22 protein-coding genes and 3 pseudogenes are annotated in these 23,762 nt (G+C 68.5%); 16 read left to right on the top strand and 9 right to left on the bottom strand.

Annotated elements, in window-relative coordinates; all coding sequences use genetic code 11:
• Positions 1 to 71 precede the first annotated feature (71 nt).
• From OG422_RS29665 to OG422_RS29645, 5 genes are all read left to right on the top strand, one after another.
• Complete coding sequence (locus OG422_RS29665; protein ID WP_405747317.1) at positions 72 to 1,409, top strand: ISL3 family transposase; 1,338 nt, start codon at positions 72 to 74, stop codon at positions 1,407 to 1,409.
• An 845-nt stretch (positions 1,410 to 2,254) separates the two neighbouring features.
• Positions 2,255 to 2,458: a cold-shock protein gene (locus tag OG422_RS29660; RefSeq protein WP_003973099.1), complete on the top strand. Its 204-nt coding sequence runs from the start codon at positions 2,255 to 2,257 to the stop codon at positions 2,456 to 2,458.
• A gap of 345 nt (positions 2,459 to 2,803) precedes the next feature.
• Positions 2,804 to 4,297 (top strand): DEAD/DEAH box helicase, encoded by a 1,494-nt coding sequence (locus tag OG422_RS29655; protein WP_405747315.1) that lies wholly within the window; start codon positions 2,804 to 2,806, stop codon positions 4,295 to 4,297.
• 46 nt (positions 4,298 to 4,343) lie between these two features.
• The gene (locus OG422_RS29650; protein ID WP_405747314.1) at positions 4,344 to 4,748 is read left to right on the top strand and encodes a CBS domain-containing protein; all 405 of its coding nucleotides are present in this window, start codon (positions 4,344 to 4,346) and stop codon (positions 4,746 to 4,748) included.
• 49 nt (positions 4,749 to 4,797) lie between these two features.
• A complete protein-coding gene (locus OG422_RS29645; protein WP_405747312.1) occupies positions 4,798 to 5,106 on the top strand; it encodes an SCO5918 family protein in 309 nt (102 codons plus the stop codon).
• A 106-nt stretch (positions 5,107 to 5,212) separates the two neighbouring features.
• Here the strand turns inward: OG422_RS29645 and OG422_RS29640 are convergent, their stop codons facing one another.
• Complete coding sequence (locus OG422_RS29640; RefSeq protein ID WP_405739126.1) at positions 5,213 to 5,569, bottom strand: hypothetical protein; 357 nt, start codon at positions 5,567 to 5,569, stop codon at positions 5,213 to 5,215.
• A 1,250-nt stretch (positions 5,570 to 6,819) separates the two neighbouring features.
• On the opposite strand from OG422_RS29640, the gene OG422_RS29635 reads away from it, so the two are divergent.
• Both OG422_RS29635 and OG422_RS29630 read left to right on the top strand, forming a co-directional pair.
• Positions 6,820 to 7,152 (top strand): MerR family transcriptional regulator, encoded by a 333-nt coding sequence (locus OG422_RS29635; RefSeq protein WP_405747311.1) that lies wholly within the window; start codon positions 6,820 to 6,822, stop codon positions 7,150 to 7,152.
• A gap of 61 nt (positions 7,153 to 7,213) precedes the next feature.
• Positions 7,214 to 8,017, top strand: coding sequence for a hemolysin III family protein (locus OG422_RS29630; protein ID WP_405747310.1), 804 nt, complete (start codon positions 7,214 to 7,216; stop codon positions 8,015 to 8,017).
• A gap of 651 nt (positions 8,018 to 8,668) precedes the next feature.
• Here the strand turns inward: OG422_RS29630 and OG422_RS29625 are convergent.
• Positions 8,669 to 8,878: a hypothetical protein gene (locus OG422_RS29625; protein WP_405747308.1), complete on the bottom strand. Its 210-nt coding sequence runs from the start codon at positions 8,876 to 8,878 to the stop codon at positions 8,669 to 8,671.
• Positions 8,879 to 9,494: 616 nt separating this feature from the next.
• Positions 9,495 to 10,312, bottom strand: a protein-coding gene (locus OG422_RS29620; RefSeq protein WP_143944958.1) for an IS5 family transposase whose coding sequence is annotated in 2 segments (ribosomal slippage) — positions 9,495 to 9,970 and positions 9,970 to 10,312 — 819 coding nt in all. Because the reading frame shifts where the segments join, the coding sequence is not laid out codon by codon here.
• Between the two features lie 1,145 nt (positions 10,313 to 11,457).
• Between OG422_RS29620 and OG422_RS29615 the strand changes: the two are divergent.
• Both OG422_RS29615 and OG422_RS29610 read left to right on the top strand, forming a co-directional pair.
• A pseudogene (locus OG422_RS29615) lies at positions 11,458 to 11,934 on the top strand (IS701 family transposase); the annotation flags it as partial.
• Positions 11,935 to 12,510: 576 nt separating this feature from the next.
• Positions 12,511 to 13,214: pseudogene (locus OG422_RS29610) on the top strand (PP2C family protein-serine/threonine phosphatase); the annotation flags it as partial.
• Positions 13,215 to 13,375: 161 nt separating this feature from the next.
• On the opposite strand, the gene OG422_RS29605 reads toward OG422_RS29610, so the two are convergent.
• Positions 13,376 to 13,765, bottom strand: coding sequence for an ATP-binding protein (locus OG422_RS29605; RefSeq protein WP_405748053.1), 390 nt, complete (start codon positions 13,763 to 13,765; stop codon positions 13,376 to 13,378).
• Positions 13,766 to 14,592: 827 nt separating this feature from the next.
• Between OG422_RS29605 and OG422_RS29600 the strand changes: the two genes are divergently transcribed.
• Complete coding sequence (locus tag OG422_RS29600) at positions 14,593 to 14,931, top strand: MerR family transcriptional regulator (protein WP_405747306.1); 339 nt, start codon at positions 14,593 to 14,595, stop codon at positions 14,929 to 14,931.
• 899 nt (positions 14,932 to 15,830) lie between these two features.
• On the opposite strand, the gene OG422_RS29595 is transcribed toward OG422_RS29600, so the two are convergent.
• Together OG422_RS29595 and OG422_RS29590 are read right to left on the bottom strand one after the other, a co-directional pair.
• Positions 15,831 to 16,949 carry a fatty acid desaturase family protein gene (locus OG422_RS29595; RefSeq protein ID WP_405747305.1) on the bottom strand — a complete coding sequence of 373 codons (1,119 nt, stop codon included), beginning with the start codon at positions 16,947 to 16,949 and terminating at the stop codon, positions 15,831 to 15,833.
• Between the two features lie 8 nt (positions 16,950 to 16,957).
• Positions 16,958 to 18,013 carry a ferredoxin reductase gene (locus OG422_RS29590; protein WP_405747304.1) on the bottom strand — a complete coding sequence of 352 codons (1,056 nt, stop codon included), beginning with the start codon at positions 18,011 to 18,013 and terminating at the stop codon, positions 16,958 to 16,960.
• Positions 18,014 to 18,099: 86 nt separating this feature from the next.
• Here OG422_RS29590 and OG422_RS29585 point away from each other — a divergent pair, with 86 nt between their 5' ends.
• On the top strand, positions 18,100 to 19,239 hold the full coding sequence (locus OG422_RS29585; protein WP_405747302.1) for a PucR family transcriptional regulator: 1,140 nt from the start codon (positions 18,100 to 18,102) through the stop codon (positions 19,237 to 19,239).
• Positions 19,240 to 19,341: 102 nt separating this feature from the next.
• On the opposite strand, the gene OG422_RS29580 is transcribed toward OG422_RS29585, so the two are convergent.
• Positions 19,342 to 19,686: a hypothetical protein gene (locus tag OG422_RS29580; protein ID WP_405747301.1), complete on the bottom strand. Its 345-nt coding sequence runs from the start codon at positions 19,684 to 19,686 to the stop codon at positions 19,342 to 19,344.
• 559 nt (positions 19,687 to 20,245) lie between these two features.
• Here OG422_RS29580 and OG422_RS29575 point away from each other — a divergent pair.
• The 4 genes from OG422_RS29575 (at position 20,246) to OG422_RS29560 (ending at position 22,198) form a co-directional block, all read left to right on the top strand.
• Complete coding sequence (locus OG422_RS29575; protein ID WP_405747299.1) at positions 20,246 to 20,497, top strand: hypothetical protein; 252 nt, start codon at positions 20,246 to 20,248, stop codon at positions 20,495 to 20,497.
• A complete protein-coding gene (locus OG422_RS29570) occupies positions 20,494 to 20,883 on the top strand; it encodes a restriction endonuclease (protein WP_405747297.1) in 390 nt (129 codons plus the stop codon). The genes OG422_RS29575 and OG422_RS29570 overlap by 4 nt, the downstream gene beginning before the upstream one ends.
• An 80-nt stretch (positions 20,884 to 20,963) precedes the next feature.
• On the top strand, positions 20,964 to 21,371 hold the full coding sequence (locus OG422_RS29565; protein WP_405747295.1) for a hypothetical protein: 408 nt from the start codon (positions 20,964 to 20,966) through the stop codon (positions 21,369 to 21,371).
• Between the two features lie 9 nt (positions 21,372 to 21,380).
• Positions 21,381 to 22,198 (top strand): IS5 family transposase gene (locus tag OG422_RS29560; RefSeq protein ID WP_405747294.1). Its coding sequence is split into 2 segments (ribosomal slippage): positions 21,381 to 21,722 and positions 21,725 to 22,198, totalling 816 coding nucleotides; the frame shifts between segments, so codons are not numbered across the junction.
• 20 nt (positions 22,199 to 22,218) lie between these two features.
• On the opposite strand, the gene OG422_RS29555 is transcribed toward OG422_RS29560, so the two are convergent.
• Positions 22,219 to 22,482 (bottom strand): hypothetical protein, encoded by a 264-nt coding sequence (locus OG422_RS29555; RefSeq protein WP_405747292.1) that lies wholly within the window; start codon positions 22,480 to 22,482, stop codon positions 22,219 to 22,221.
• Positions 22,483 to 22,586: 104 nt separating this feature from the next.
• Here OG422_RS29555 and OG422_RS29550 point away from each other — a divergent pair.
• Positions 22,587 to 22,932, top strand: a pseudogene (locus OG422_RS29550) (transposase family protein); the annotation flags it as partial.
• A 51-nt stretch (positions 22,933 to 22,983) separates the two neighbouring features.
• On the opposite strand, the gene OG422_RS29545 reads toward OG422_RS29550, so the two are convergent.
• Positions 22,984 to 23,742: a GntR family transcriptional regulator gene (locus OG422_RS29545; protein ID WP_405747291.1), complete on the bottom strand. Its 759-nt coding sequence runs from the start codon at positions 23,740 to 23,742 to the stop codon at positions 22,984 to 22,986.
• Between the last annotated feature and the right edge of the window lie 20 nt (positions 23,743 to 23,762).

Genomic DNA, 23,762 nt, shown 5'->3' with positions numbered 1-23,762 from the left:
TGCAGGATGCCCGTGGACCTGCGTGATCATCTCTGTTCTCGACGCAGAACGATCATGCAGGAGTCACGGGCTTGCTCAACGATACGACGTTGCTGCTCGACCTCGACGGGGTGTCCGTCGCGTGGGTCGAGCGGCTGGCCGACGGAAGGCGCCGAGTTCACCTGGTCACGGCCGACGAGACAGCCCGAGCCTGCCCGGCCTGCGGGGTGTTCGCCACCCGGGTGAAGGGCTCCGCGGTGACCCGGCCGCGCGATCTCCCTTACGGCGAGAGCGGATTGGAGTTCCGCTGGCACAAGCGACGTTGGTGGTGCCGCGAGGCCGACTGCCCTCGCCGGTCCTTCACCGAGCAGATCCCGCAGATCCCGGCCGGTGCCAGGCTGACCGCCCGGCTGCGGGATGCGGCCGGGTGCCGCATACGGGATGCCGGCTCCACGGTCATCCAGGCCGCACGGGATCTGCATCTGTCCTGGCCGACCGCGATGGAAGCCTTCCGCACGCAAGCCCGCGACGTCACCGAGGCACCTCTGCCGAGGGTCTCAGTCCTGGGCATCGACGAGACCCGCCGCGGACGGACCCGCTGGGAACGGGATGCGGATACCGACAAGTGGCGCCTGACCCGGGACCGGTGGCACACCGGCTTCGTCGACGCCCTCGGCCACGGCGGGCTGCTCGGGCAGGTCGAGGGCCGCACCGTCGCCGACGTCCTGGCCTGGCTCGCCACCACCGACCTGGACTGGAGAAAGGGCATCGGCTGCGTGGCCATCGACATGTCGGCCGCCTACCGCGCCGCGATCCGCATCGGCCTGCCGCACGCCACCATCGTGGTCGACCACTTCCACGTGGTCCAGCTCGCCAACAAAATGCTGTCCATGGTCAGGCGCCGTACCACCGCCGAGACCCGCGGCCGGCGCGGACGGGCGAGCGACCCGGAGTGGAAGGCCAGACGGCGGCTTCTGCTGGGCCGCGAGGACCTCACCGACGACCAGTTCGCCACCATGTGGAACACGCTCCTGAGCGAGGAGAAGATCGGACAGACGCTGCTGACGGCCTGGATCGCCAAGGAGAACCTGCGCACCCTCCTCGCCCTGGCCCCCACCGGAGCCGACCGCCATCAAGTCGGCCAAGCCCGCTGGAAGTTCCTCACCTGGTGCGCGGACTCCGACATCCCCGAAGTCCGCCAGCTCGCCACCACCGTCGACCGCTGGTGGCCCGAGGTCGCCGCGTTCATCGACACCGGACACAGCAACGCCAAGAGCGAAGGGATCAACCGCGTGATCAAGCTCGTCGCCCGCAACGCGTTCGGCTTCCGCAACACCGACAACCAACGGCTACGGACACGCTGCGTCACCACCCGCCGAGCCCGCGGACGCCTCCGCACCGCTCAACCTGACCAATCTGGCCACCTCTGAAGAGGTCGTCGTCGATGCCGGCATCCCCTTCATCCCCGTCGGGCTGGACGGTGAAGCCGTCACTCTGCCGACTCCCGTGCGGTGCCGGATCATTCCCGGGACGCTACGGGTACGGGTTCCCCGCCATCGGCCGGGCGCCACGCCCGCCGGGCGGCCGCCGGGCCGGGGCACCATCCGACGGGTGGCCTCGGCTGTCGGGCGAACGGTTCACGGCCGTCATGCCGGCTGACGGAAGCCGAACCGGGCAGAGCGCGGACTTCCGCCGACCGGATCGAAACCGCACACCGCTAGCTGGCCACACATGCACTCAAGGGAGCACAGATCGACTCCCATTGATCGCCAGGGGGCGAGACGTGGCAGGCAGGATCCTCGAACCCTCCTCAACTCGAACGACCGGAGCATCTCTGCGAACGAGGCGTTCAAGAACCGGCAGACGCACCGGCAGACCGTGCTCGCCTGCCTCGCAGAGCACTCACGGGGCTCGCAAAACGATCGCGGCCGCCCGTGCCTGCCTACGCTGAGTACACCCCAGCGCCCTTCCGGAAACGTTGCACTCCGGGGAATCAATATCTATTCCGGCGACGTGAGAGTTTAGCGGGCCATACGGGCAGAGTTTTTCCTGCAACGAACAGCATGGAATTTTGCAGCGCACACCGGCCGTTCCAGCGTGCTACTGTCGGTGTCAGTTGCAGTTGTGGTTCCCAAAACTTCAAGTGCCCCCATTCGGCTCCTGCCGGTGAGAGCGCTTTTGTATTTCCGGTCATTTTCCGGGCGGGGTAATCATCGCGGCGACACGGTGTCCGCGCAGTGCGGATTCCGCTGTACTGCCCCAAAGGAGATATGACATGGCTGCTGGTACCGTGAAGTGGTTCAACGCGGAAAAGGGCTTCGGCTTCATCGAGCAGGACGGTGGCGGCGCTGACGTGTTCGCCCACTACTCGAACATCGCCGCCCAGGGCTTCCGTGAGCTGCTCGAAGGCCAGAAGGTGAACTTCGACATCGCGCAGGGCCAGAAGGGCCCGACGGCCGAGAACATCGTTCCGGCCTGACGCTGACGCACACTTTGTAGCTGGGGCCCGCATCCTTCGGGGTGCGGGCCCCAGCTGCACGCATTTCCCGCAGCGGTTTCACCTGCGGGACGACTCGGAGGAATCCGCAGTCTCACCACGCGCGGACCCTCCTTCAGGGATGCAGGCGCATCCTGAAGAGCTACACCGCAGTCGACGCCCGGATTTTACGCCCCCGCCGCGTCTCCCATTTCAGCACCCGCGCCCGCGCAGATTTCCGCCGGCCGGACCTGCTTTCTTTTACCATCGGTCCATACTTGTAATTCCCCGTGCCGCTCATCGCTGGCGGGAATTCCTTGATATGCGCCGCATCGAGGAAGGTTCCGCATGAACCGCACACGCACGATCGACCGCTCCGCCCGCACCCGTAATGGCAGTGCCGACGCCGGAAAGGGCGGCAGCCGCTTCGGCTCGCCGGCACCGCGCCGTTCCGGCGGGACGGCCCGTTCCGGCGGTTACGGCCGCCGGCCCGCCGCAGTGCAGGGTGAGTTCGCGCTCCCCAAGACGATCACCCCTGCGCTGCCTGCCGTGGAGGGCTTTGCCGGTCTCGGCATGCCTGAGCAACTACTGGCCGAACTCGGCAAGCAGGGCGTGACCGCGCCGTTCCCGATCCAGGGCGCGACGCTGCCGAACTCTCTGGCGGGCCGTGACGTCCTGGGCCGCGGGCGCACCGGTTCCGGCAAGACCCTTGCCTTCGGCCTCGCCCTGCTCGCCCGCACCGCCGGACAGCGTGCTGAGTCCCGCCAGCCGCTGGGGCTGATCCTCGTACCGACGCGTGAGCTGGCGCAGCAGGTGTCCGACGCGCTCACTCCGTACGCCCGCTCAGTCAAGCTGCGGATGGCCACGGTGGTGGGCGGGATGTCGATCGGCAAGCAGGCCGGCGCGCTGCGAGGCGGGGCCGAGGTCGTCGTCGCGACCCCGGGCCGGCTCAAGGACCTCATCGACCGTGGCGACTGCCGGCTGAACCAGGTGGGCATCACGGTGCTGGACGAGGCTGACCAGATGGCTGACATGGGTTTCATGCCGCAGGTCACCGCGTTGCTCGACCAGGTGCGTCCGGAGGGGCAGCGGATGCTGTTCTCCGCCACCTTGGACCGTAACGTCGACCTGCTGGTGCGGCGTTATCTGACCGACCCCGTCGTGCATTCGGTCGACCCGTCGGCCGGTGCGGTCACGACGATGGAGCACCACGTCCTGCACGTCCACGGCGCCGACAAGCACGCCGCCACGACCGAGATCGCCGCCCGCGACGGCCGCGTGATCATGTTCCTGGACACCAAGCACGCCGTCGACCGGCTGACCCAGGACCTGCTCAACAGCGGGGTCCGGGCCGCCGCGCTGCACGGCGGCAAGTCGCAGCCGCAGCGCACCCGCACCCTGACGCAGTTCAAGTCCGGTCATGTGACGGTGCTGGTGGCCACCAACGTCGCCGCCCGCGGCATCCACGTCGACAACCTCGACCTCGTCGTCAACGTCGACCCGCCCACCGACCACAAGGACTACCTCCACCGCGGCGGCCGTACCGCCCGCGCCGGCGAGTCCGGCAGCGTCGTCACGCTCGTCACACCGAACCAGCGCCGAGGCATGGTCCGCCTCATGTCGGACGCCGGTATCCGGCCGCAGACCACCCAGATCCGCTCGGGCGAAGAGGCCCTGAGCCGGATCACCGGCGCCCAGGCCCCGTCCGGCATCCCGGTCGTCATTACCGCTCCGGTGGTCGAACGTCCCAAGCGCAGTGCCTCCTCCCGAGGCCGGCGCCGCCCCTCTTCGGCGACCCGGCGCGAGCCCGCACGCCAGTCCGTCTTCGATGCGGTGGCCTAGAACCTTCGTGATCAGGAAGCTGACCCATCTCTGCAGGAGGCACCTTTTGTCGCTGGTTCAGATGCAGCCCCGCCCGGCAAGCGCCAACCCCGTGCACAGGACGGTGGTTGAGGTCATGGACGCGACCGGACCGCAGGTCTGTGACGACATGAGCGTCGAGGTGGCGCTGGCCGTCATGGCCGCCGCCCGCACGGGTCGACTGGCTGTTTGCGACCAGGACGGCCAGTGCACCGGCCTGGTCACCCGAACCGACCTCACCGCCGTCCGCGGCAGCTCCGCTTACACGGACCGCGTCCGCCTGCGCGACATCCTCGGCGACCACGGATCGTTCACCTCACCCGTGACCACTGCGGCCGAAGCCGAGCACGCGATGCGCTCCCGTCGGCTCGGTGCCCCGCCGGTGGCCGGCGAGCAAGGCAGCGTCCTGGGCATCCTCGCCCTCTCCCGCTGAACCGTCTCCCCCTGGTCGGGCTGTTCTCCCCTTCTCGCTGTGAGGTCACATGCGCTGCATCATCGCCCGCTTCCCCTTCGAGCTCACCAAGAGCGGCGTGCTGGAATCGATGAAGGGCATCAAGCCCGAACCGGACGCCGGCGAAACGGTGACCATCGGCCGCCGCCACTACCCCGTCAAGCAAGTCGGCCAAGTCATCACCCACCAGGACCGCCGTGACTTCAGCGCCGCCGAAGTCCTCCGGGCCATGACTCAGCTCGGCTTCACCTGCCGCCCCCTCCCCAAGGCCGCACCCGTACGCATCCTCAGCCCGCTCCAGCAAGCCTCCGCGATGCTCGGCACCCCCGTCTCCGTCTGACCGAGGGAACAAGGCACGAGCCGACACCCATACGCGGTGTGGGCCCGACCGGCGCGCGCCGGTCGGGCCCACACCGCGTATAGCGGGTTCTCCTCGCAGTGGTTGCTCAGCGGTCGGAGTAGCTGAAGTCGCCCACGGTCCAGGCGCTGACGTCCTCGATCGCGACGCGGTACATCCCGCCCGTCTCCGGGATCCCGACCGTGCCCTGCAGGATCCGGGCGACATGGAAGTGCAGGTGCGTAGGCGGCCCGTTCGTCGCGGGGGTGTCGAAGACGGCGGAGAACTCGCCCAAGCGGTCCGAATCCGTCAGTACCTCCGACACCCTCTGCCGCCACACTGCTTCGGGAGCCAGCCGACCGGTGAGGACAGCACCACCGGTGACCACGGTCAGGGACATCTGATTGCTCTGCCGGGACTCCACCAGGGCGGCGACGTCAACCAGCAGCTCGTCAGGCTTCGACATGAGGCAGATTATATTTACCGGCCATCCGGCTGCTTGAGCGGTGGCGCTACGGGGCAAGACGGGCGCTTATGGTCTTGCCGCCGGAGGCCCGGCGGGTGACCGCGGTGGCGCGTGTGAGGCGGTTGACCATGGGCCAGAGAGAGGCCGCGGGCCGAAGAAGCGGACCCTCGTCGAGGCGCTGACGGGGCAGCAGGAGCGCCAGTCCGCAAATCGCGGCACCAGCGCCGGCGTGCACCGCTCCCACGAGCTGCTCGGTCATCGGGCCAGGATCGTCAAGGGCCGGCGCAGGCCCTCGCGCCACGCCCGTCACCGGCCAGCCCGTCGGGGTGATACGGCCGGAAGCATGAATGCCCAGTGGTTGGCCGGTACCTGCCGACGATAGCCGTGGCGCCGTCGGCGGCGTCCCGGGAAGCCCGACGGGCTGCGCGGCTGTGGGTCACTCCGAGCGCCGGACCTGAGCTTCGGGGCTGCTCCGACCATCCATGGGCCAGTCGAGGCGGGTTACCTCATCTTCGAGCAGGCGGAAATCTATGCCCGCTGGAGTAGACATTGAGTGGTGGCCTGGTTATGGTTTCTCTCGTAGCCGAGATCAGCAAGGCCCGGCAGAGACGAACTGGCGGGCATCAGTACACACAGTTGCAGTGCGCAAGACGGTGCGGTGGTGGAGTTCCGAAGCCAGGGTTGTTGCAGGACGGCGACGGGACTGACGACCGGACCGGGTGGCCCGCAGTGTGATCAGGGGCCCCGTGAGCAGTACCGCAGTGGCAGTACCCGTAAGTGCAGTTCGCAGTACCCAGCAGTGAAGTCAGTGAGCAGCACCTCGGTGAAGGTGTCGGCTGCGGACGCGCGCACCGGGAGGTTCGGCAGTGGGGTTCTGAGCCAGAGCAGACGCAGGACGGGCGACGGGGCTGACTGTCGAAGAGTGGCGCTACGGGAGGCCACTGAGCAGTACGCAGGAGAGCAGTACCGGCAGTAGGTAAGTGATTGATCTCAGAGGGAAGAACGGAGGGGCCAGGCGCCATCAGGATCGCCCGGGCGGAGAGTTGAGCCCGGGTACCGCAGGACATCGATAGTGAGGTGGTCTCCGGTCAAGCAACCGCGATCCCCGCACACGCTCTCATCCCCCGTGAGCTGGTGCGGAACAAGAAGGCCGGCGCAGTACCAGGGTCGGCAGATGGTGTAGCAGTTCCTTCGGGGCCCTGGTGTCATACGGCACCAGGGCCCCTCCACGTGTTCCACAGAGAGGTGCGATGACAGCGGACGACTCGTACGGCCGTCTCGATGACGACGACTACCCCGCCTACACGATGGGCCGGGCCGCCGACATGCTCGGCGCCACCCAGGGCTTCCTCCGCGCCATCGGAGAAGCCCGCCTCATCGCCCCGCTACGCTCCGAGGGCGGCCACCGCCGCTACTCCCGCTACCAGCTGCGCATCGCCGCCCGCGCCCGGGAACTCGTCGACCAGGGCACCCCCATCGAGGCCGCCTGCCGCATCGTCATCCTCGAAGACCAGCTCGAAGAAGCCCAGCGCATCAACGCCGAATACCGCCGCACCGCATCCCAGCACACGGCAGGCATCTGACCCGCAGTCCGCGGCGACGTGCCGATACCGCACTCTTCCTCTGATTTCATAATATGAGGGCATGATCGCTGAAGACGCCCAGCCGCCGGCACACGAACGGGAGCCCCAGCACCGCTCCGGCACCACGCCCGACACGCTCCGCGCCCCGGCGGTTGATTCGCATGCTGGCACAACCGGCCGGCTGGCTGCCGGGCGGACAGCCGCCGGCCTGGAAGGCGGGGTGGAGTGCGAGGCGGTTGCGCTGAAGCCGAGGATGCGGGGCTGGCTGCACGCCGGGATGTTCCCGCTCTCGCTGGCCGGCGGCATCGTCCTGATCGCCCTTTCGCGCTCGGCTGTGGCAGTGGCGGCATGTTCGGTGTTCGCGGTGTCGGCGTTGCTGCTGTTCGGGACGAGTGGGGTCTACCACCGCGGGACGTGGGGCCCGGGAGGTGAGGCGGTTCTGCGGCGGTTGGACCACGCGAACATCTTCTTGATCATCGCCGGCACTTACACGCCCCTGGCAGCACTGCTGCTACCCGCAGGACAGCAGCTGGTGCTGCTGTCCCTGGTGTGGTCAGGGGCCGCAGCCGGCATCGCGTTCCGCGTCTGGTGGATCAGGGCACCGCGCTGGCTCTACACCTTGTGCTACATCGCACTGGGCTGGGCGGCCGTTTTCTACCTGCCTGACTTCGCGCGCACCGGCGGCACCCCGGTCGTCGTACTCATCATCGCCGGCGGCCTGCTCTACACCGCGGGCGCCGTCGTCTACGGACTCAAGCACCCCGACCCCTCACCGCGCTGGTTCGGCTTCCACGAGGTCTTCCACACTCTCACCATCGCCGCCTTCACCGCGCACTACACAGCGGTCTTCCTTCTAGCCACATGACCAGGCGGGCCACCGGTCTACCGTAGGTCAAAGCCGGTGAAGCCCTCCGCGCCATCAGCCAGCTCGGCTTCACCTGCCACGACCTTCCCCAGGCCACCGCGCTCACGCACTTCCGCAACTCGTTCCAACAGGCCTCCGCCATGCTCGGCGCCCCTGCGGCCATCCGACCCACGAGCATCCGCGAGCGCTGGTCGAGACCGTCCGCAAGACCGGCCTGGACGGGGCAATACCTGCATCGGTATGGCCGAACGCCTCCCACACTGTCACCAACGGCCACGCGATCTCGATCGACGGGACCGCGCACTACCCCAACATGGAGCGCGGTTGCCGCCCTTCTCCGGCAGGCTCCCCAGCCGCGCTCCGCCCGGGCATCAAGGAGCTGGCCACCGGGCTCGTCGCCGGCCTAGCCGCCGCCGGCCCGTCCACCGATCTCGTGGCGGAACTCGCCGCTCCCCTGCCGCTGCGGGTGATCGGCGACCTGCTCGGCGTGGCAGTCGAGGACCATGAGCGCTTCGCCACGCTGGCTGACGCCGCCAGCGCGGCGGACTTCCTCACCGCCGACCAGGGGGAGAACGCGGCGGCGGTGCAGGCATGGAAGGAGCTGACCGTATACGCCGCCGGGCTGGTCGCCGCCAAGCGCCGCCGTCCCGGTCAGCGGTCGAAACCGGGGATGAGCGTGGCAAGGTCCAAGTCAAGGCCTCCTACGATGGCGTGGAGGCTCCAGCTGGGGCCGTCGGGGTTGGCGGTAAGGAGGGCGTTGGGAGCCGGTTGTGCCTGGGAGGGGGTAGCCATTGAGATGCTGCCCAGGGCGAGCAGGGCGCTCACCGCGATGGTGGTGACGATGCGACGGATGCTGTTCATTGCAAACCTCTCGAATGGCGTAAGCGGCTGCTGCCACGCAGACCAGCGGGAGGCTTCCCAGTTCAATGAGCCGCCACTGCCGTACCTGGGGGTGCGCGAGAGCTTGAAGAGGCGTATTGGATCAGGCTTCCGTCATCGCACGACCCGTCGGACAGGCTCTATGCCGGACGAGTTGTGGGAGCTGTTCCGGCGAGTGGTGCCTCCGACAGAGGTGAAGCGCCCGCAGGAAGGCGGTGGGCGTCCATGGCCCAAAGCCGGTGCAGCTCGGCGAGCACCTCGTCTGCGGGCCAAGCACCATGTTGTCGTCTGGACTGAGCGGACCGAGGCTGATGCGTGGGCGCGAGTGCGTGACAACCGCAGCTGTCGTGGGCGTTCTGCGCGGTGTTCACCAGGTGCGCCGATGCCGGCTTGGGTCGCGTGGAAGTCCGCTCACTCCAGCACGGGCCGGCCGTCGGGCGGTCGTGGACGAGGAGGCGCCGGGGGCCGGGGTGAGGTCCTGACAGCGCGTTGGCCTGGGACGTCCACGACGGGGGCGTGTACGTCCCAGGCCGGCGGCCCTCCACCCAGCCGGCCTTGCCTGGCCAGTACCGGGTGGCGGGCGGTCTAAGACCGTGTCCTATGTGGTGAGGCGGGTGAATCGCTTGTAGCAGCACAGGGCTGCGGCGAGGCCGAGAAAGGCCAGGTAGTTGCGGGGGTGGCGTTCGTAGCGGTGGTTGAGTCGGCGGTAGCCGGTCAGCCAGGACATGGTGCGTTCGATGACCCATCTGCGGCGGCCGAGCCGTTCGCTGGATTCGACGCCCTTGCGGGCAATGCGCACGCCGATGCGCTTGCCCCGCAACCATCTGCGCAGGTGAGGGACGTCGTATGCCTTGTCGGCGTGCAGGCGCTGGGGCTTGAAGTGCCGGCCGCGGTGAGGGTCGTGTCTCGTTTGGTGACCGGTGACCATGGGCTTCAGCGCGAGGCTGTCGTGGACGTTGGCTGCAAAGACGCCGACGAGAAGGGGCAGCCCGTTCGCGTCCGACAGGACGTGCATCTTGGAACCCGGCTTGCCCCGGTCCACGGGGCTCGGACCTGTGTGTTCGCCCCCTTTTTCGCCCTCACGTGGGCGGAGTCGAGCACGGCGCGCGAAAGGTCGAGCAGACCGGCGTCGTCGAGCCGATGCAGGATCTCCTCGTGCAGCCGGCCCCACACGCCGGCCCGCGACCAGATAACGAACCTGCGATGGGCGGTCGACTTCGATATGCCGAAGCACGGTGGCAGGGCTCGCCAGGCGCAGCCGCTGACCAGCACATAGACGATGGCCGCGAACACCGTCTCATCAGGCGTGTCCTGAGTACCGCCGCCCTGCGGCCGCATTTTGGACGGCGGGATCAGCGGTTTCGCGATCTCCCACAATCCGTCCGGAACAATCCAACTCCACGTACCCCGCCCCATGATGAGGTCAACGATCGCCTCACCACATAGGACACGGTCTAAGACCGTGTCCTATGTGGTGAGGCGAGCGAAGCGTTTGTAGCAGCAGATGGCTGCGGCGAGGCCGAGGAATGGCACTGCCGTGGGAGGGCACATGTGATCTGACGGCTGCTTGGACGCTTTCGCGGACGTCGCGTGCGATGTCTAGCCTAGGGCGCGGCGGTGGTCGTTGAGTTGCCTGGCGTGGGTGGAGGGCGAGGTGCTCGCGCTGGTCAGGGTTGCGTTGGTAGCAGTCGCGCATTCCCTTCCACACGACTTCACCGACGAGGCCGGCGCCTACTGGCGCGCCCTCACTACGGCCCAGACACACGCACAGCTACGGCACGACTTCCCCGGCGTGCACCTGCCTCGATAAGCCCGTTCCAACTCCGCCCGCTCGGACGCAATTCGTCTGTAACGTTGTGAATAATTCTGTTACTGGGTGTCTGAAAGCGTACGGGGCAGTCAGCTTGATTCATGCCGGTTGATCGGAGTTGGCACGTGCCAAAATTGATACGACCGCAACACGGCTCCCCAAGGGAGAACACCCATGCGCCTGCGTCGACGTATTGCCGCCACTGCCGTTGCGCTTGTGGTGGCCTCAAGTGGCTTGGTCGCTCTCTCCGTTCCCACGGCGTCGGCCGCCCCGACCGGCGCCCAGAGCTGTACCGGCTGGCCCGTCACGGGCAGTGGCGGGCATGCGGGCTGGGAGTTCCAGTGCACCGGTGGGACCGGTGCCAACTGGCGAACCGCCATTGTGTGTCTCGGCGCTCCGCAGCCCTACACGCACTATGGCAACATCGTGAAGGGGAACAAGGCTGGCAAGTCGACCGCGTGGTGCGCGGTTCCCGGTCACCGGGTGACAGACGACGGCGGGGCCATGGTCCCTGCGTAAATCCCGTGCCCTGCGCGGTCCGGCCTTGGGGACCAGCGGTACAGCCGTTGGCGCCAATACTCCAGCAGCACTTTGACGTTTTCCCTGTTCAGGAGCGGGTTGGGTGAGGTAGTGGGCTGGTTGACGGTCCGTATTCCCTTTCCCGGACCGCCCCTCGATCGTGTGCAGCCGCCGCTGATAGTGGCAACGGCCTGGGCAGCCTCCCGGCGTGATCGACGAACGTGCAGTTGAGATCTGGAACGACGAACTAGAGGAACTGTTCCTGCGTACCGGCCACCGCTTTGGGCGCGTTGAGCCGCGTCGCAGGATGCGTGACTACATCCGTGGACTGCTGGGCCCGGTCGGCCGCAAAAACGGCTGGCAGCTGGCCGAATACGCCGGACACCGCACACCCGACCGCCTCCAGCGGCTCCTCAACGGTGCCCGTTGGGACGCCGATGAGCTCCGCGACGACCTCCAGCACTACGTAGCAGAACGGCTCGGCGAGGCTGACGGGATTCTCATCCTCGACGACACCGGCTTCCTCAAGAAGGGCACACCTCGGCTGGCGTGCAGCGCCAGTATTCCGGTACTGCCGGCCGCACCGAGAACTGCCAATCGGCGTGTTCGCCGCCTACGCCACCACGCAAGGACGTGCTTTGGTGGACCGGGAGTTGTATCTGCCAAGTCCTGGACCGACGACCGTGACCGCTGCCGCGCCGCCCACATCCTTACGGCTCCTGAGCACCCCAGATAACGCCGGGCGCCTGCGCCTGGCTGTCGCGCTCGTGCACCCGCTGACCGCCCGCGGTATCCGCGCCACGCTCGCGGGCCTGGCCGCGGGCCTGCGCCGCTCCCCCGCCCGCGGGGGCCGGGCCGCCGCCGTCGCCGCGGTGCTCGCCGCCGCCTACCTGGCCGGCGGCTGGGCCGGCCTGGTCTGCGGCGTGCTCGTCCCGCGCCTGCTGCTGTATCCGCAGCTCGCCTGGATGTCGCTACTGGTGGAACACACCTGGTTCGACGCCGAGCCCCGCACCGGCTCCCCGGCCTGGGTGGAAGCCAGCCGCTGTCTGCGCCTCTACCCCCGCAACCGCGCCCTGGCCCACCTCACCGCGGTGACCTGGCTCCCCTGCGGCGACCTCCACCACTTCGCCCATTCCGGCCCACCCCAGCGTGCGCTGGAACTACCTGCCCGCCCTCGAACGGCACCTGGCCGCACCACACTTCATGCCCGACGGTCTTCTCCTGGGCCCCGGCTCCGTCGCCCGGCGGCACTTCGCTGCGCTGCAGGCCCTCCCGGCCCCCACCACGCGAGGTCGCCGTCACCTTGCAGGAAGCCATGCTCCACGCACCCGACCTGGAGGCATCACCGCAATGTCGCGGTGCGCTACCTGCCCGCAGTCGGCTCCCTCAACGCGTGCGGCGACTGGTACGACGTCGTCGACATTCCGCCCGACCTGCTCGCCCTCGCCATCGGCGACGTCATCGGACACGGCCTTCAGGCCGCCGCCGTCATGGGCATGCTCCGCAGCGCCCTGTCCGCCACCATCCGTGCCGTGCAGCGCCCCGCCCAGGCCTGGAGGTCCTCGGTCTGTACGCCAGGTCCGTGGCCGGTGCCCTGGGCACCACTGCCGTCAAAGCGATCGTCGACACCCGCGGCCGCCTGATCACCTACAGCAACGCCGGCCACCCGCCCCCGTGCTCGCCCACCCCGACGGCAGGTGCGAACTCCTCGACCAGGCCACCGACCCGCCGCTCGGCGCCCGCCCCCTGCACGTCCCCCGCCCGCAGGCCAGCCTGCCCTACAAACCCGACGACACCCTCGTGCTGTACACCGACGGACTGATCGAACGACGCGGCGAGGACATCGACGTCGGCCTGCGCCGCCTGACCGATGCGCTCAGCGACTGTGGCCGCCTGGGCGCCGAACAGGTCGCCGACACCGTCCTGGCGGGCCTCGGCGTCGCAAGCGGCGGCCGGGACGACATCGCCCTGATCATCGTCCGCCTCTGACCTGCCCGGGCGATTGAGCCCCCGGCTTCCACCACAAGCAGGACCCGCGGCATTCGCCCAGTGGCACTGGGCGCCTCGGGGTTCCCACTCCCGACAGCGTCCTTCTCCGCCTCGGTGCCGGGCCCGGGGGCGGGAACGGTGACGGGGCCGGCGCCTTGGTGCTACCGGGGCAGTAGGGCGCTTACAGTCTTGCCGCCGGTCGCGTGGCGGGTCACGGCGGTGGTGCGGGCGAGGCGGTTGACCATGGGCCAGCCGAAGCCTCCGGTGCCGTCGTTCAGGTCGGGGGTGCGCATGAGTGGTGCCTGCGAGCTGTGGTCGTGGACGGCCACCTCGATGGTGTCCGGGTGGGCGGTCAGGTCCAGGGTGCAGGTGCCGCCGCCGTGGCGCAGGGCGTTGGTGACAAGTTCGGAGACGACCAGGATCACGGTGTCGGCGGCCTCGGCTGGAATCGGATGTACGAGACCTTCGAGGAAGTCCCGGGCGCTGGCGCGTGCGCCGGCGACGGATGTCGCGGAGCGGGCGGGTACGGCAGTGGCGCTCATCGTGTCCATCAGGTCACCCTGTCTCTGCATCGTCATGCCCGGTTGTCTGCGCGGTGTTTGTGCCCGGCTTGTGGTCCTTCAACCCCGACGCTGTCACTGTTCGAGGTCGATTACCTCGCCGCCGAACACACGAAAACCTATGTTGGCTGGGGTAGACATTGGGTGGTGCTTTGGTTATGGTTTCTCTCGTAACCCAGGAAGTCAGCAGGGCCTGGCAGAGACGAACTGCCGGGCAGCAGTACCCGCAGTTGCAGTTGGCAGGACGGTGCGGTGGCGGAGTTTCGAAGCCAGGGTTGTTGCAGGACGGCGACGGGGCTGGCGACCGGACCGGGTGGCCCGCAGTGATCAGGGGCCGCCGTGAGCAGTACCGCAGCATCTGTAAGTGCAGTCCAGCAGTGAAGTTGAGTGAGCAGCACCTCGGTGAAGGCGTCGGCTGCGGACGCGCGCACCGGGAAGTTCGGCAGTGGGGTTCTAAGCCAGAGCAGACGCAGGATGGGCGACGGGGCTGGCTGCCGAAGGGTGGCGCTGTCACAGGCCATTGAGCAGTTCGCAGTACCAGCAGTACGCAGTTGATCACCGAGGGAAGAACGGAGGAGCCAGGCGCCATCAGGATCGCCCGGGCGGAGTCTTGAGCCCGGGTACCGCAGGACATCGATAGTGAGGTGGTCTCCGGTCAAGCAACCGCGATCCCCGCAGCCCCCGCCCTCTCCCGGGTGGGCATGCGGATACAGAAGGCCGGCGCAGTACCAGGGCCGGCAGATGGTGTAGCAGTTCCTTCGGGGCCCTGGTGCCAGTACGGCACCAGGGCCCTCAAGCGCGTTCCACAGAGAGGTGCAATGACAGCAAACGACACCTTCGGCCGTCTCGACGACGACGATTACCCCGCCTACACCATGGGCCGGGCCGCCGAAATGCTCGGCACCACCCAGAGCTTCCTGCGCGCCATCGGCGAAGCCCGCCTCATCACCCCGCTCCGCTCCGAAGGCGGCCACCGCCGCTACTCCCGCTACCAACTGCGCATCGCCGCCCGCGCGCGCGAACTCGTCGACCAGGGCACCCCCATCGAAGCCGCCTGCCGCATCGTCATCCTCGAAGACCAGCTCGAAGAAGCCCAACGGATCAACGCCGAACACCGCCGCGTCGCCGGACCACCGAACCCGCCTGCCGCAGCCTGAGACGGCTGGGGGCAGAAACGCCACAAGAGGTTCGCGGGCTGCCGCCCGCGCATGCTGTCCGGAACGCGCAGCGTTCCGGACACCTTTGTCTTTCAAGACTCTTGGGCCGGGAGCGACCTCCGGCCACGGGCCTCACGCACTGTCGTTCTCATAAATGAAGCCGGTGGGCGCGATGGTCATCCCCGCCCAGCGCGGCGGCGTGTTGTTCGCGGTCGGCGGCCGGGACGGGGAGCTGTACGTCAACGGCCAGGCACTCACCCGGTAGTGGGCCGACGACCTGCGGGCCCAGGTGCCGGGGCTGGCCTCGGATGTCGACCGTCTTCAGGCCATGCGTGCGGAGTGGCTGGACTCCCCGCCCGAGGACCGCACGCTGGCGCTGGCTGGCGGCTGCACCGACCAGGGAGTTTCCTGGAGACACGGCACACCCAGTGCGCGAGACCGCATCGAGAGGGCGCCGTGTACGAGACGCTCCGCGTAGACGTCCACACCACCGGGCCTGGCCCACGTCGAGGGAGACCAGAGCCCGCCACCCGTCCCACTTCGGCTCACCTGCCCACCCCGGCTGCAGCGCAGGGTCGGACACAGGGGCGGCGAGCATCGGTTCCGGCAGTGTCTGCGTCATAGCCCATGCCTTCCACCCAGCCCGCCCGTCGGCAAAACCGAGTGCGCGTACGCACCCGACTACCGGCCCGACCACGGCAGGTCAGCGCACTACAACACCTCGCCGGGACCTGTGTGCTGAGCTCCTGGCGCACGTCCAGGCAGCGCAGCCGGACACCGGGCTGCCCGGATCCCGTGTCGTACGGTCTGATGTCGCGGCCGCCCACCGTCCGCAACGGATCTCACCGAACCTGGCGGTGCCGCCGGTAGGGTCGAGAGTTCTGAACCAATACCGGGAATCAGGCCGCGACGAGCTCCTGCTCGCGGTCCGGCGTCTTGGCCTTGGGCTTCTTGTTCGGCAGCGAGAGCCGGAAGACCTTGCTCCACGCGGAGAACACCTGCTTGGGCAGCGGCCCGGTGACGTACTCCAGCTCGTACTTTTCGAACAGCGCGCGCACCTTCACCGCGACCTCGGCGTACCGGTTGCTCGGCACGTCCGGGAACAGGTGGTGCTCGATCTGGTGCGACAGGTTGCCGGTCATAAAGTGCATGGCCTTGCTGCCGCTGATGTTCGCCGAGCCCATCATCTGGCGCAGGTACCACTGGCCGCGCGTCTCGCCCTTGATCGACCGGCGCTCGAAGACCTGCACGCCCTCGGGGAAGTGCCCGCACATGATCACCGAGTGGGACCAGATGTTGCGGACCAGGTTCGCGGTGAACGTGGCGGCGAGCGTGGTGAGGAACGACGGGCCCGACAGCAGCGGGTGGATCACGTAGTCCTTGAGCACCTGCTTGCGGATCTTGCGGCCCACGGCCTTGGCCCGCGCGCGGAACTCCGGGTTCTTGCGGCGGCGCTTGTGCAGGTTCTTGCCGAGCTCCAGGTCGTACGCTGCGATGCCGTACTCGAAGAAGCAGGCGTTGATGAAGTTCCACAGCGGCTGGCCGAGGTGGAACGGGTGCCACTTCTGGTCCTCGTCGACGCGCATGATGCCGTAGCCGAGGTCGTTGTCCTTGCCGATCACGTTGGTGTACGTGTGGTGCAGCTCATTGTGCGAGTGCTTCCACTGCTCGGACGGCGAGACGTGATCCCACTCCCAGGTGGTGGAGTGGATCTTCGGGTCTCGCATCCAGTCCCACTGGCCGTGCAGGACGTTGTGGCCGATCTCCATGTTGTCCATGATCTTCGCCACGGACAGCCCGGCGGTGCCGATCAGCCACGCGGGCGGGAAGATCGAGAACAGCAGCACGCCCCTGCTGACCAGCTCGAGCTTGCGCTGCGCCGAGATGACCTTACGGATGTAGGCGGCGTCTTTCTCGCCGCGGCTGGCGATCACCTCGTCGCGGATCGCGTCCAGCTCGCGGCCAAGCTCCTCGATCTGCCCCGCGGTCAGGTGGGCGGTGGGGTCGATGGCGGTCAAGAATGCTCCTACCGTTCGATGTCGCAGGGGCCCGCCGCGGCGGACACACAGGTCTGGATGAGGACGCCCGGCTCGGCCTCCGTGATCTCGCCGGTGCGCAGGTCGCGGACGGCGCCCGCCTTGAGCGGCGTGACGCAGCCGAAGCAGATGCCCATGCGGCACCCGGAGGGCATGAGCACGCCGGCCTCCTCGCCGATGTCCAGCAACGGCGTGGCGCCGTCCGCGTCGACGGTCTTGCCGGTGGCGCTGAACGTGACCTCGCCACCGTCACCGGCGACGACGATGCCGGGGCGGAAGCGTTCGGTGTGCAGGCGCTCTTGTACACCGTGTTCGCTCCAGTGCTCTTCGGCGGCGTCGAGCAGGCCCGCGGGCCCGCAAGCCCAGGTCTCGCGCTCGGCCCAGTCGGGCACGAGTTCGTCGAGACGGGCGATGTCGAGCATGCCGTCTGTGTCGGTGTGCACCTCGGTGAGCCGCAGCTTCTTGTCCGCGACCAGGTCGTGCAGTTCGTTGCGGAAGATCACGTCTTGCGGCTGTGGCGCGCAGTGGACCATGACGACGTCGTCGAACTCGATGTCGCGCAGCATGCCCATCACGGGCGTGATGCCACTGCCGGCCGTCAGGTAGAGCACCTTGGCGGGCTTGGCCTGCGGCAGCACGAAGTCACCGGTTGCCTGGTCGAGCTGGATCAGCATGCCCGGTTTCGCCCTGCGGACCAGGTGGTTACTGACCTTGCCGTCCGGGATCGCCTTCACGGTGATCGTGACGCGGCCGTCCTGGCGGTTTGTCGGCGAGGTGATGGAGTAGGCACGCCACAGGCGCCTCCCGTCGACGTCGACCCCGATCCGCACGTACTGACCGGCTGTGTGGCCGCGCCAGCCCCGTCCCGGCCTGATCACGATGGTCGCGGCGTCCTCCGTCTCAGGGTGCACGGCCTCGATGCGCCCACGCAGGTCAGCGCCCGCACGCAGCGGGCTGACCAGGTCGAGGTAGTCCGACGGCAGCAGCGGCGTCGTGACCATCTCCAGCAGTTTCCACGCCCTGCTGCGGGGGGCTGCACTCGTCATGACTCCAGCTTGCTGCGCCTCAAGGCGTAAAGTCCTGACCGCAGGACGTAAATCTGGTCGGCTGAATTGTTCGTAGGGAACAAAACGTGAGCTATGCAATCCGGAGGGCCAGCGAACTGGCCTTGGATGAGACGACGGTCACCGCACTTCGGGCCGCGCTGAAGACCACCGCCGACGAGGTCGTCCAGGCGATCATCGACGAGGTCCCTCCCTACGCCAACGCCCTTTCGGGCCGCATGGGCGGCACCATCCGCCGAGCCGTCCGCACCGCCCTGGGGCACTACCTGGACCTCGCGAGCGGGAACGCCACAGGCGGCGACGCCGGTGACGCAGCCTACGAGCTGGGCCGCGGCGAGGTCCGCGACGGCCGTTCGATGGACGCCCTGCTCAGCGCCTACCGCGTCGGCGCCCGCGTGGCCTGGCGATGCCTGGCAGCGGGTGCCGTACCCGCAGGTCTGCCCGCCGCCGAGGTCGCCAAGTTCGCCGAGCTGACCTTCGCCTACATCGACGAGCTCTCCGCCGCGAGCGCCGCGGGCCACGCCGACGAACTGGCCATCCGGGGCAGGGCCCACGAGCGCCACCTGGAACACCTGGCCCGCGACCTCCTCGCCGGCGCGAGTTCGGACGTGCTGCTGGCCTCTGTTCAACAGGCCGGGTGGCAGCCTCCGGTTTCGCTGACCGCGGTCCTGCTGCCCGCCGCCCAGGCCCGGCCTGCCTACCGCGCGCTCGACCCGAGCACCCTCGTCCTCGACGATCTGCCGGAGGCCTTCGGTGTGCTGCTCGTCCCCGATGCCGACCGATCACATCTCTTGCGGCAGCTGACCGACCGCACCGCCGTGGTCGGGCCGACCCGACCATGGACTCGTGCGTCCGCCTCGTACGCACGAGCCGTACGCGCGCGCTCCCTCTCCTCTGATATTCGCGACACCGAGGACCACCTGCCCGAGCTGGTGCTGAGCGCCGACGTGGACGCGTTCGCAGACCTGCGTGCCCGAGCCCTCGCACCGTTGCGGACCTTGCCTGTCGCGACGGCACGGCGGCTGGAGGAGACGTTGCAGGCGTGGCTGCTGCACCAGGGCAGGCGGGAGGAGGTGGCGGCGGCGTTGTTCGTCCATCCCCAGACCGTGCGGTACCGGATGTCGCAGCTGCGGGAGCTGTTTCCGGATCTCGCATCGCCACACCGGGTCCTTGAACTGACGCTGGCGGTCGGTCTTCGGGTCAGCTGACGCGTACTTCGACCGACCACGACCGCGTCCGCGAGCGGTCCAGGAATCGTGTCTCGTTCTCGGTGCCATCAGCTGGCTCATGCGGCCCGGGGAAGAGCGGTATTAGCCAGCCCGGCTCAGGCGTCGGGCCGCGGCGAAGACGCGGAGCGGCGGATCGGCCGCGACGTAGCCACGGGCCAGGGCACGGACATCGGCCGCCAGCTGCTCGCACGCCAGGTCGCCCACGTTGGTGGACTCCGCCCACATCGCCCAGACCGCCGACTCGTCCGCGGCGGCCTCCACCAGGGCACCGCCCACCGGTTCCGGCACGAGCACCGGGGCCGGGGCCGGCGCAGGCGAAGCGGGGGCGGGCCCGGGCTCCAGCAGCTGCCGGTCGGCCGGCGGGAGGTGCGTGCGGTCCTCGTAGTCGACGTCGGCAACGCCGCACCCGTAGAGCTCGGCGAGCATGACCAGCACCCGCGGGGAGGGCTTGCGTCCCGAGGGCGCCGGCCACTTCTCCCATTTCGCGACCAGTGATGGGTCGGCCGCAACCTCCACCCCGCGGCGTGATCCGCCCAGGTCGTTCATACGGTCGGCGGCGGCCTGCAGCGTCAGGCCGTGCGCATGCCGCCACGCTTCACGTGGGCGCAGGAAAGCGCGTTCGCATCTCCATGCTGATCTGCGCCAGGTCACAGCCAGCCTCCGTCATCTCCTACCGGAGCCGGTCCCGGTCGCGTTTCGTGCCGGTCGGATGTGGGGCCATTTCCGCTCCTCGACGGTCTGCCTACCCTCATGGTAGAGCTGTGGCGGGCCGCAGAGGCGTCAACTGGCCGTTCTCCATGGGCTCTCGGTGGCCACACCTGCCGTGCCACACCCGTGTCGCTGCAGGTCGGCCCCGCCCCGCCGTGTCCACATTTCTTGGACTCCAACGCCCGCGACAAGAACGGCGCTCCTTGGAACTGTTGAGGCACCATCCCTCCTGTCGTCTCCCGGACGACCGGTTCGCAGCCCGCGTGAAGGGGCCGTCATGACACCCGGGACCATCAAGAACGCACAACGCGACGCTGAGCTGGCCGGCGCCGCCGCGGCCTCGGCCCTCGCGGCCGCGCTCGCCCGGCTGGGTATCGTCCTCCCCTCGCTGCGCAGCTCCAGCCCGGTCAACGGTCACGGCTTCGTGGAACTGGGTGGCTGCAGTGCAGCCCTGGCGTCCCAGTTGGCGCAGCGCATCGACGACGCCGCCAGCGCCCAGGAAGCATCACAGACGGAGGCGGAGCGGTGACCGCCGTGTACGCCCCCAACGGTCGGCTCGGCGCGAACCTCGGTGTCCGTCTGGACCGCGAGCCGCACATGCGGCTGGTCCAGGCCGTGATTGCCTGGGCCGGCCATGCCACCCTCCCGCCCGGCGATTGCGATCAGATCGCCCTCCAGCTCACCGAGCACGCTCGGACGGTGGCGGCCGAAGTCCGGCGCTGCTGCAGCGTCCTGCTGTCGGACGCCGAGCCGCGCGTCCTGGCTGAGGTGGTGTTGGAGGAAGCGGACCGGCGCCTAGCGCAACGACGTCTGGGAACCGTTCGGTGTGTGCAGATGCGCGTCCGGCAGGTGCGTGCCCTCTATGAGCGGCTCGACCGGTTGCAAGTCGCCCGGGCAGTTGCCACTCCCCCCTGACCGCCTGCAGCTTTCCCCGTAGCTCAGGCGAACGAAGCCCTGGCAGTCCGCACTCCATCTCGGACCGTCGGGGCTTCTCCATGAACGGCGGCGCCGGGCCCCGGCCACCGGTCACGGGCGCCGTGTCAGGCTTGAAGACCGGGTGCTGGGCGAAGCAGCCCGTTGCGGAACAGGTCAGCGGCGGCGTCCTCGATGTCGCGCGGGCTGTGGAGGGGAAGATGCGCCGGCGCTGGGTGTTCGCGAACACCGCCCGCTTCAGGCCACTGTCGGCCGAGACTGATTGGAAGAGGCGGCCAGTTACTTCAAGCTCGGGTTGGCAGCGCGTCACGGTCCAATACGATCAGGAAGCCCCCGACCGGTTCGCGATCGAAGGCTGGGACATGAATGTGCCCTACCTGCTGTTCACCAAGCTCGAGACTGCGTCCACGCTGGACACGGTGACAGGACTTAAAGGGTGTCTCACGTGGCAGTTCACTGATGCGGCATGATGTTGCACCGTGAGGGTTGATCTGTCGCGTCGGCTGGTTCCGGACGAACTGTGGGAGCTGGCAGCTCCGTTGTTGCCGAGGTTCACGTCCCGTCCGCAGGGCGGAGGTACTGCTCCGGTGGATGAGCGGGCGGTGTTCACGGCTGTGGTGTACGTGCTGACGAGTGGGTGCGCGTGGCGGTATCTGCCGGAGTCGTTCGGTGTATCACCGGCCACCGCGCACCGTCGGTTTACCGCGTGGACCGGGGCCGAGCTGTGGCGCAGGCTGCACCGGGCGGTGCTGGACGAGCTTGGTGCCAGGGGTGAGCTGGACTGGACGTCCGCGATCGTCGATGCCGCGTCGGTGCGGGCGAAAGGGGGGGCTCGCTGGCTGGGCCGAACCCGGTCGATCGCGGCAAGAAGGGCAGCAAACTGCATGTGTTGTCCGAGGCTCAGGGTCTGCCCTTGGCGGTCGCGGTGTCCGGTGCGAACCTGCATGACAGCCAGGCGTTCAAGCCGCTGATCCTCGGCATCCCCGCCATACGTTCCCGGCGCGGCCCACGCCGGAGACGGCCGGTGAAGATCCGTGCGGACAAGGCGTATTACTCCGCCGAACACCTCCGCTGGCTTCGGGGCCGGAACCTCATCCCACGGATCGCCCGGCCCGGTATCGAGTCCGGCGAGCGGCTCGGCCGGCACCGCTGGAAGATCGAGCGGTCGATCTCCTGGCTCTTCGGCTACCGCCGCCTCACCGTCCGGTACGAACGAAAGGGCAGCCACTTCCTCGCCTTCCTCGGCCTCGCCGCAGCCCTGACCTGCTACAAGAGACTTGCGAAGCTCACCACGTGAGACATCCTCTAACACGCCCTCTACGGCCCCTCACGCTCGTCCCACCGCTGCATGGAGTCCTCGATGAGGCGGTTCGCGTGATGACGCGCCTCGGCGAGGAACTCGGCGTAGTAGCGGAAGAGAACCCGGATGCTCTGTCCCGCTCGGCGCCACGTCATGATGACTTCCGCGGGGCGCATCGCGGCGTAGTACATGCAGCCGAAGAAGGCGTACAGATGCGGGCCGCGGCCGGGAAGCGCCTTGACCGCTTCGAGCAGACGGGCCAGCTGTGGAGAGTTCGGCACGCAGTCGGGGTCGACTTCGCCGGCAACCTCGGGCGCCGTCCAGCGGAGTCCGGCAAGAGAGCGGGTTCTCGACCAAGATCGCCCGCAGCCACCAGGAGCTTCGCGTGCTTGTCTACCCGTCGTCGATCGACCTGTCCCGTCGCACCCTGCGGTGCCTGACCGGACGACTCACTGTCCGGCGTGGGGAGATCGGAACCCGGTGGCGGCGTCTGCCCGCCGGTCGTCAGACTCTCCTCGCCCTGGCCCATCTGCGATGCGGTGACACCTACGCCCGGCTCGCCCGCCGGGTTCGACATCGGCATCGCGACCGTGTACCGCTACATACGTGAGGCCGTCGAGGTACTGGCCGCCCTCGCCCCCACCCTGGCCGAAGCGATGCGCATCGCCAACCGCATCACAGCGATCGTCCAGGCCGTCCTCGTCCTTCACCACGCGTCAGCGCCACCGGACATGAGCCGACCACCCTCGCACGGCCAACGACGGCAATGACGGCCAGTCAGCTCAGCCGCGTCGGCGCGACAGCGCCGTCGTCGCCACTGAGTTGTGCACCGTGAAAGCAATCGCGCCCGGCACAAAGCGGTCGTCCGACCACATCAACGGTCTGCCCGCCTGGTCCGTGGCCCGCCGCCGCTCCCGCATCAGCGGCGCGTCCGGAGCACAGCCGAGGAGGCGCGTGTCGTCGGCATCGGCGTAGACGAGGTCAATGGTGTGTTCCGTGTCCGCGAACACCACTCCCTCCTCCGCCAGTGGATCGGTGTGCGAGATCGCGTGGGGATCCAGGCGCTTGATCAGGGCGCCGATCCGCTCGGGGTAGAGAGTCCTCTCGACCATGATGGGAACACGCGACAGCGTCCGCAGCCGGAGCACCCGGTATATCTGCGACCCCGGAGCGAGGCCGAGCTGCTCGCATTCCAACGGTTCTGCGGGGCGGCGTTCGATGTCGATGGTGCGGCTGCCCGGTTCCTCTCCGAGCGAGCGTGCCCATCGGGTGAAACTCAGCAACTCGAAAAAACTCTGCGTACGTGCGGTGCCGAGCACGACGCGGCGCGTGCCACGTCGAGAAGTGACCAGGCCGTTGGCGCGCAGTACGGCCAGCGCCTGACGGACAGTGCCGCGTGAGACGCCGTACTGCTGGGCAAGCTTCTCCTCGCTGGGCAGCCGACCGTCCGCCCCGTAGGCGCCGGTAGCTATGGCCTCGCGCAGGTCAGCCGCCAGCCGCCGGTACCGGGCTCCGGTGGTGCCGCCCCCCGCGACCGCCATTCTGCTCTCCTTCTCCCTCA

Source organism: Streptomyces sp. NBC_01525 (genome assembly GCF_045040405.1).
GTDB classification, from domain to species: Bacteria; Actinomycetota; Actinomycetes; order Streptomycetales; family Streptomycetaceae; genus Streptomyces; species Streptomyces benahoarensis.
This window is presented reverse-complemented; position numbering and strand designations above follow the sequence as displayed.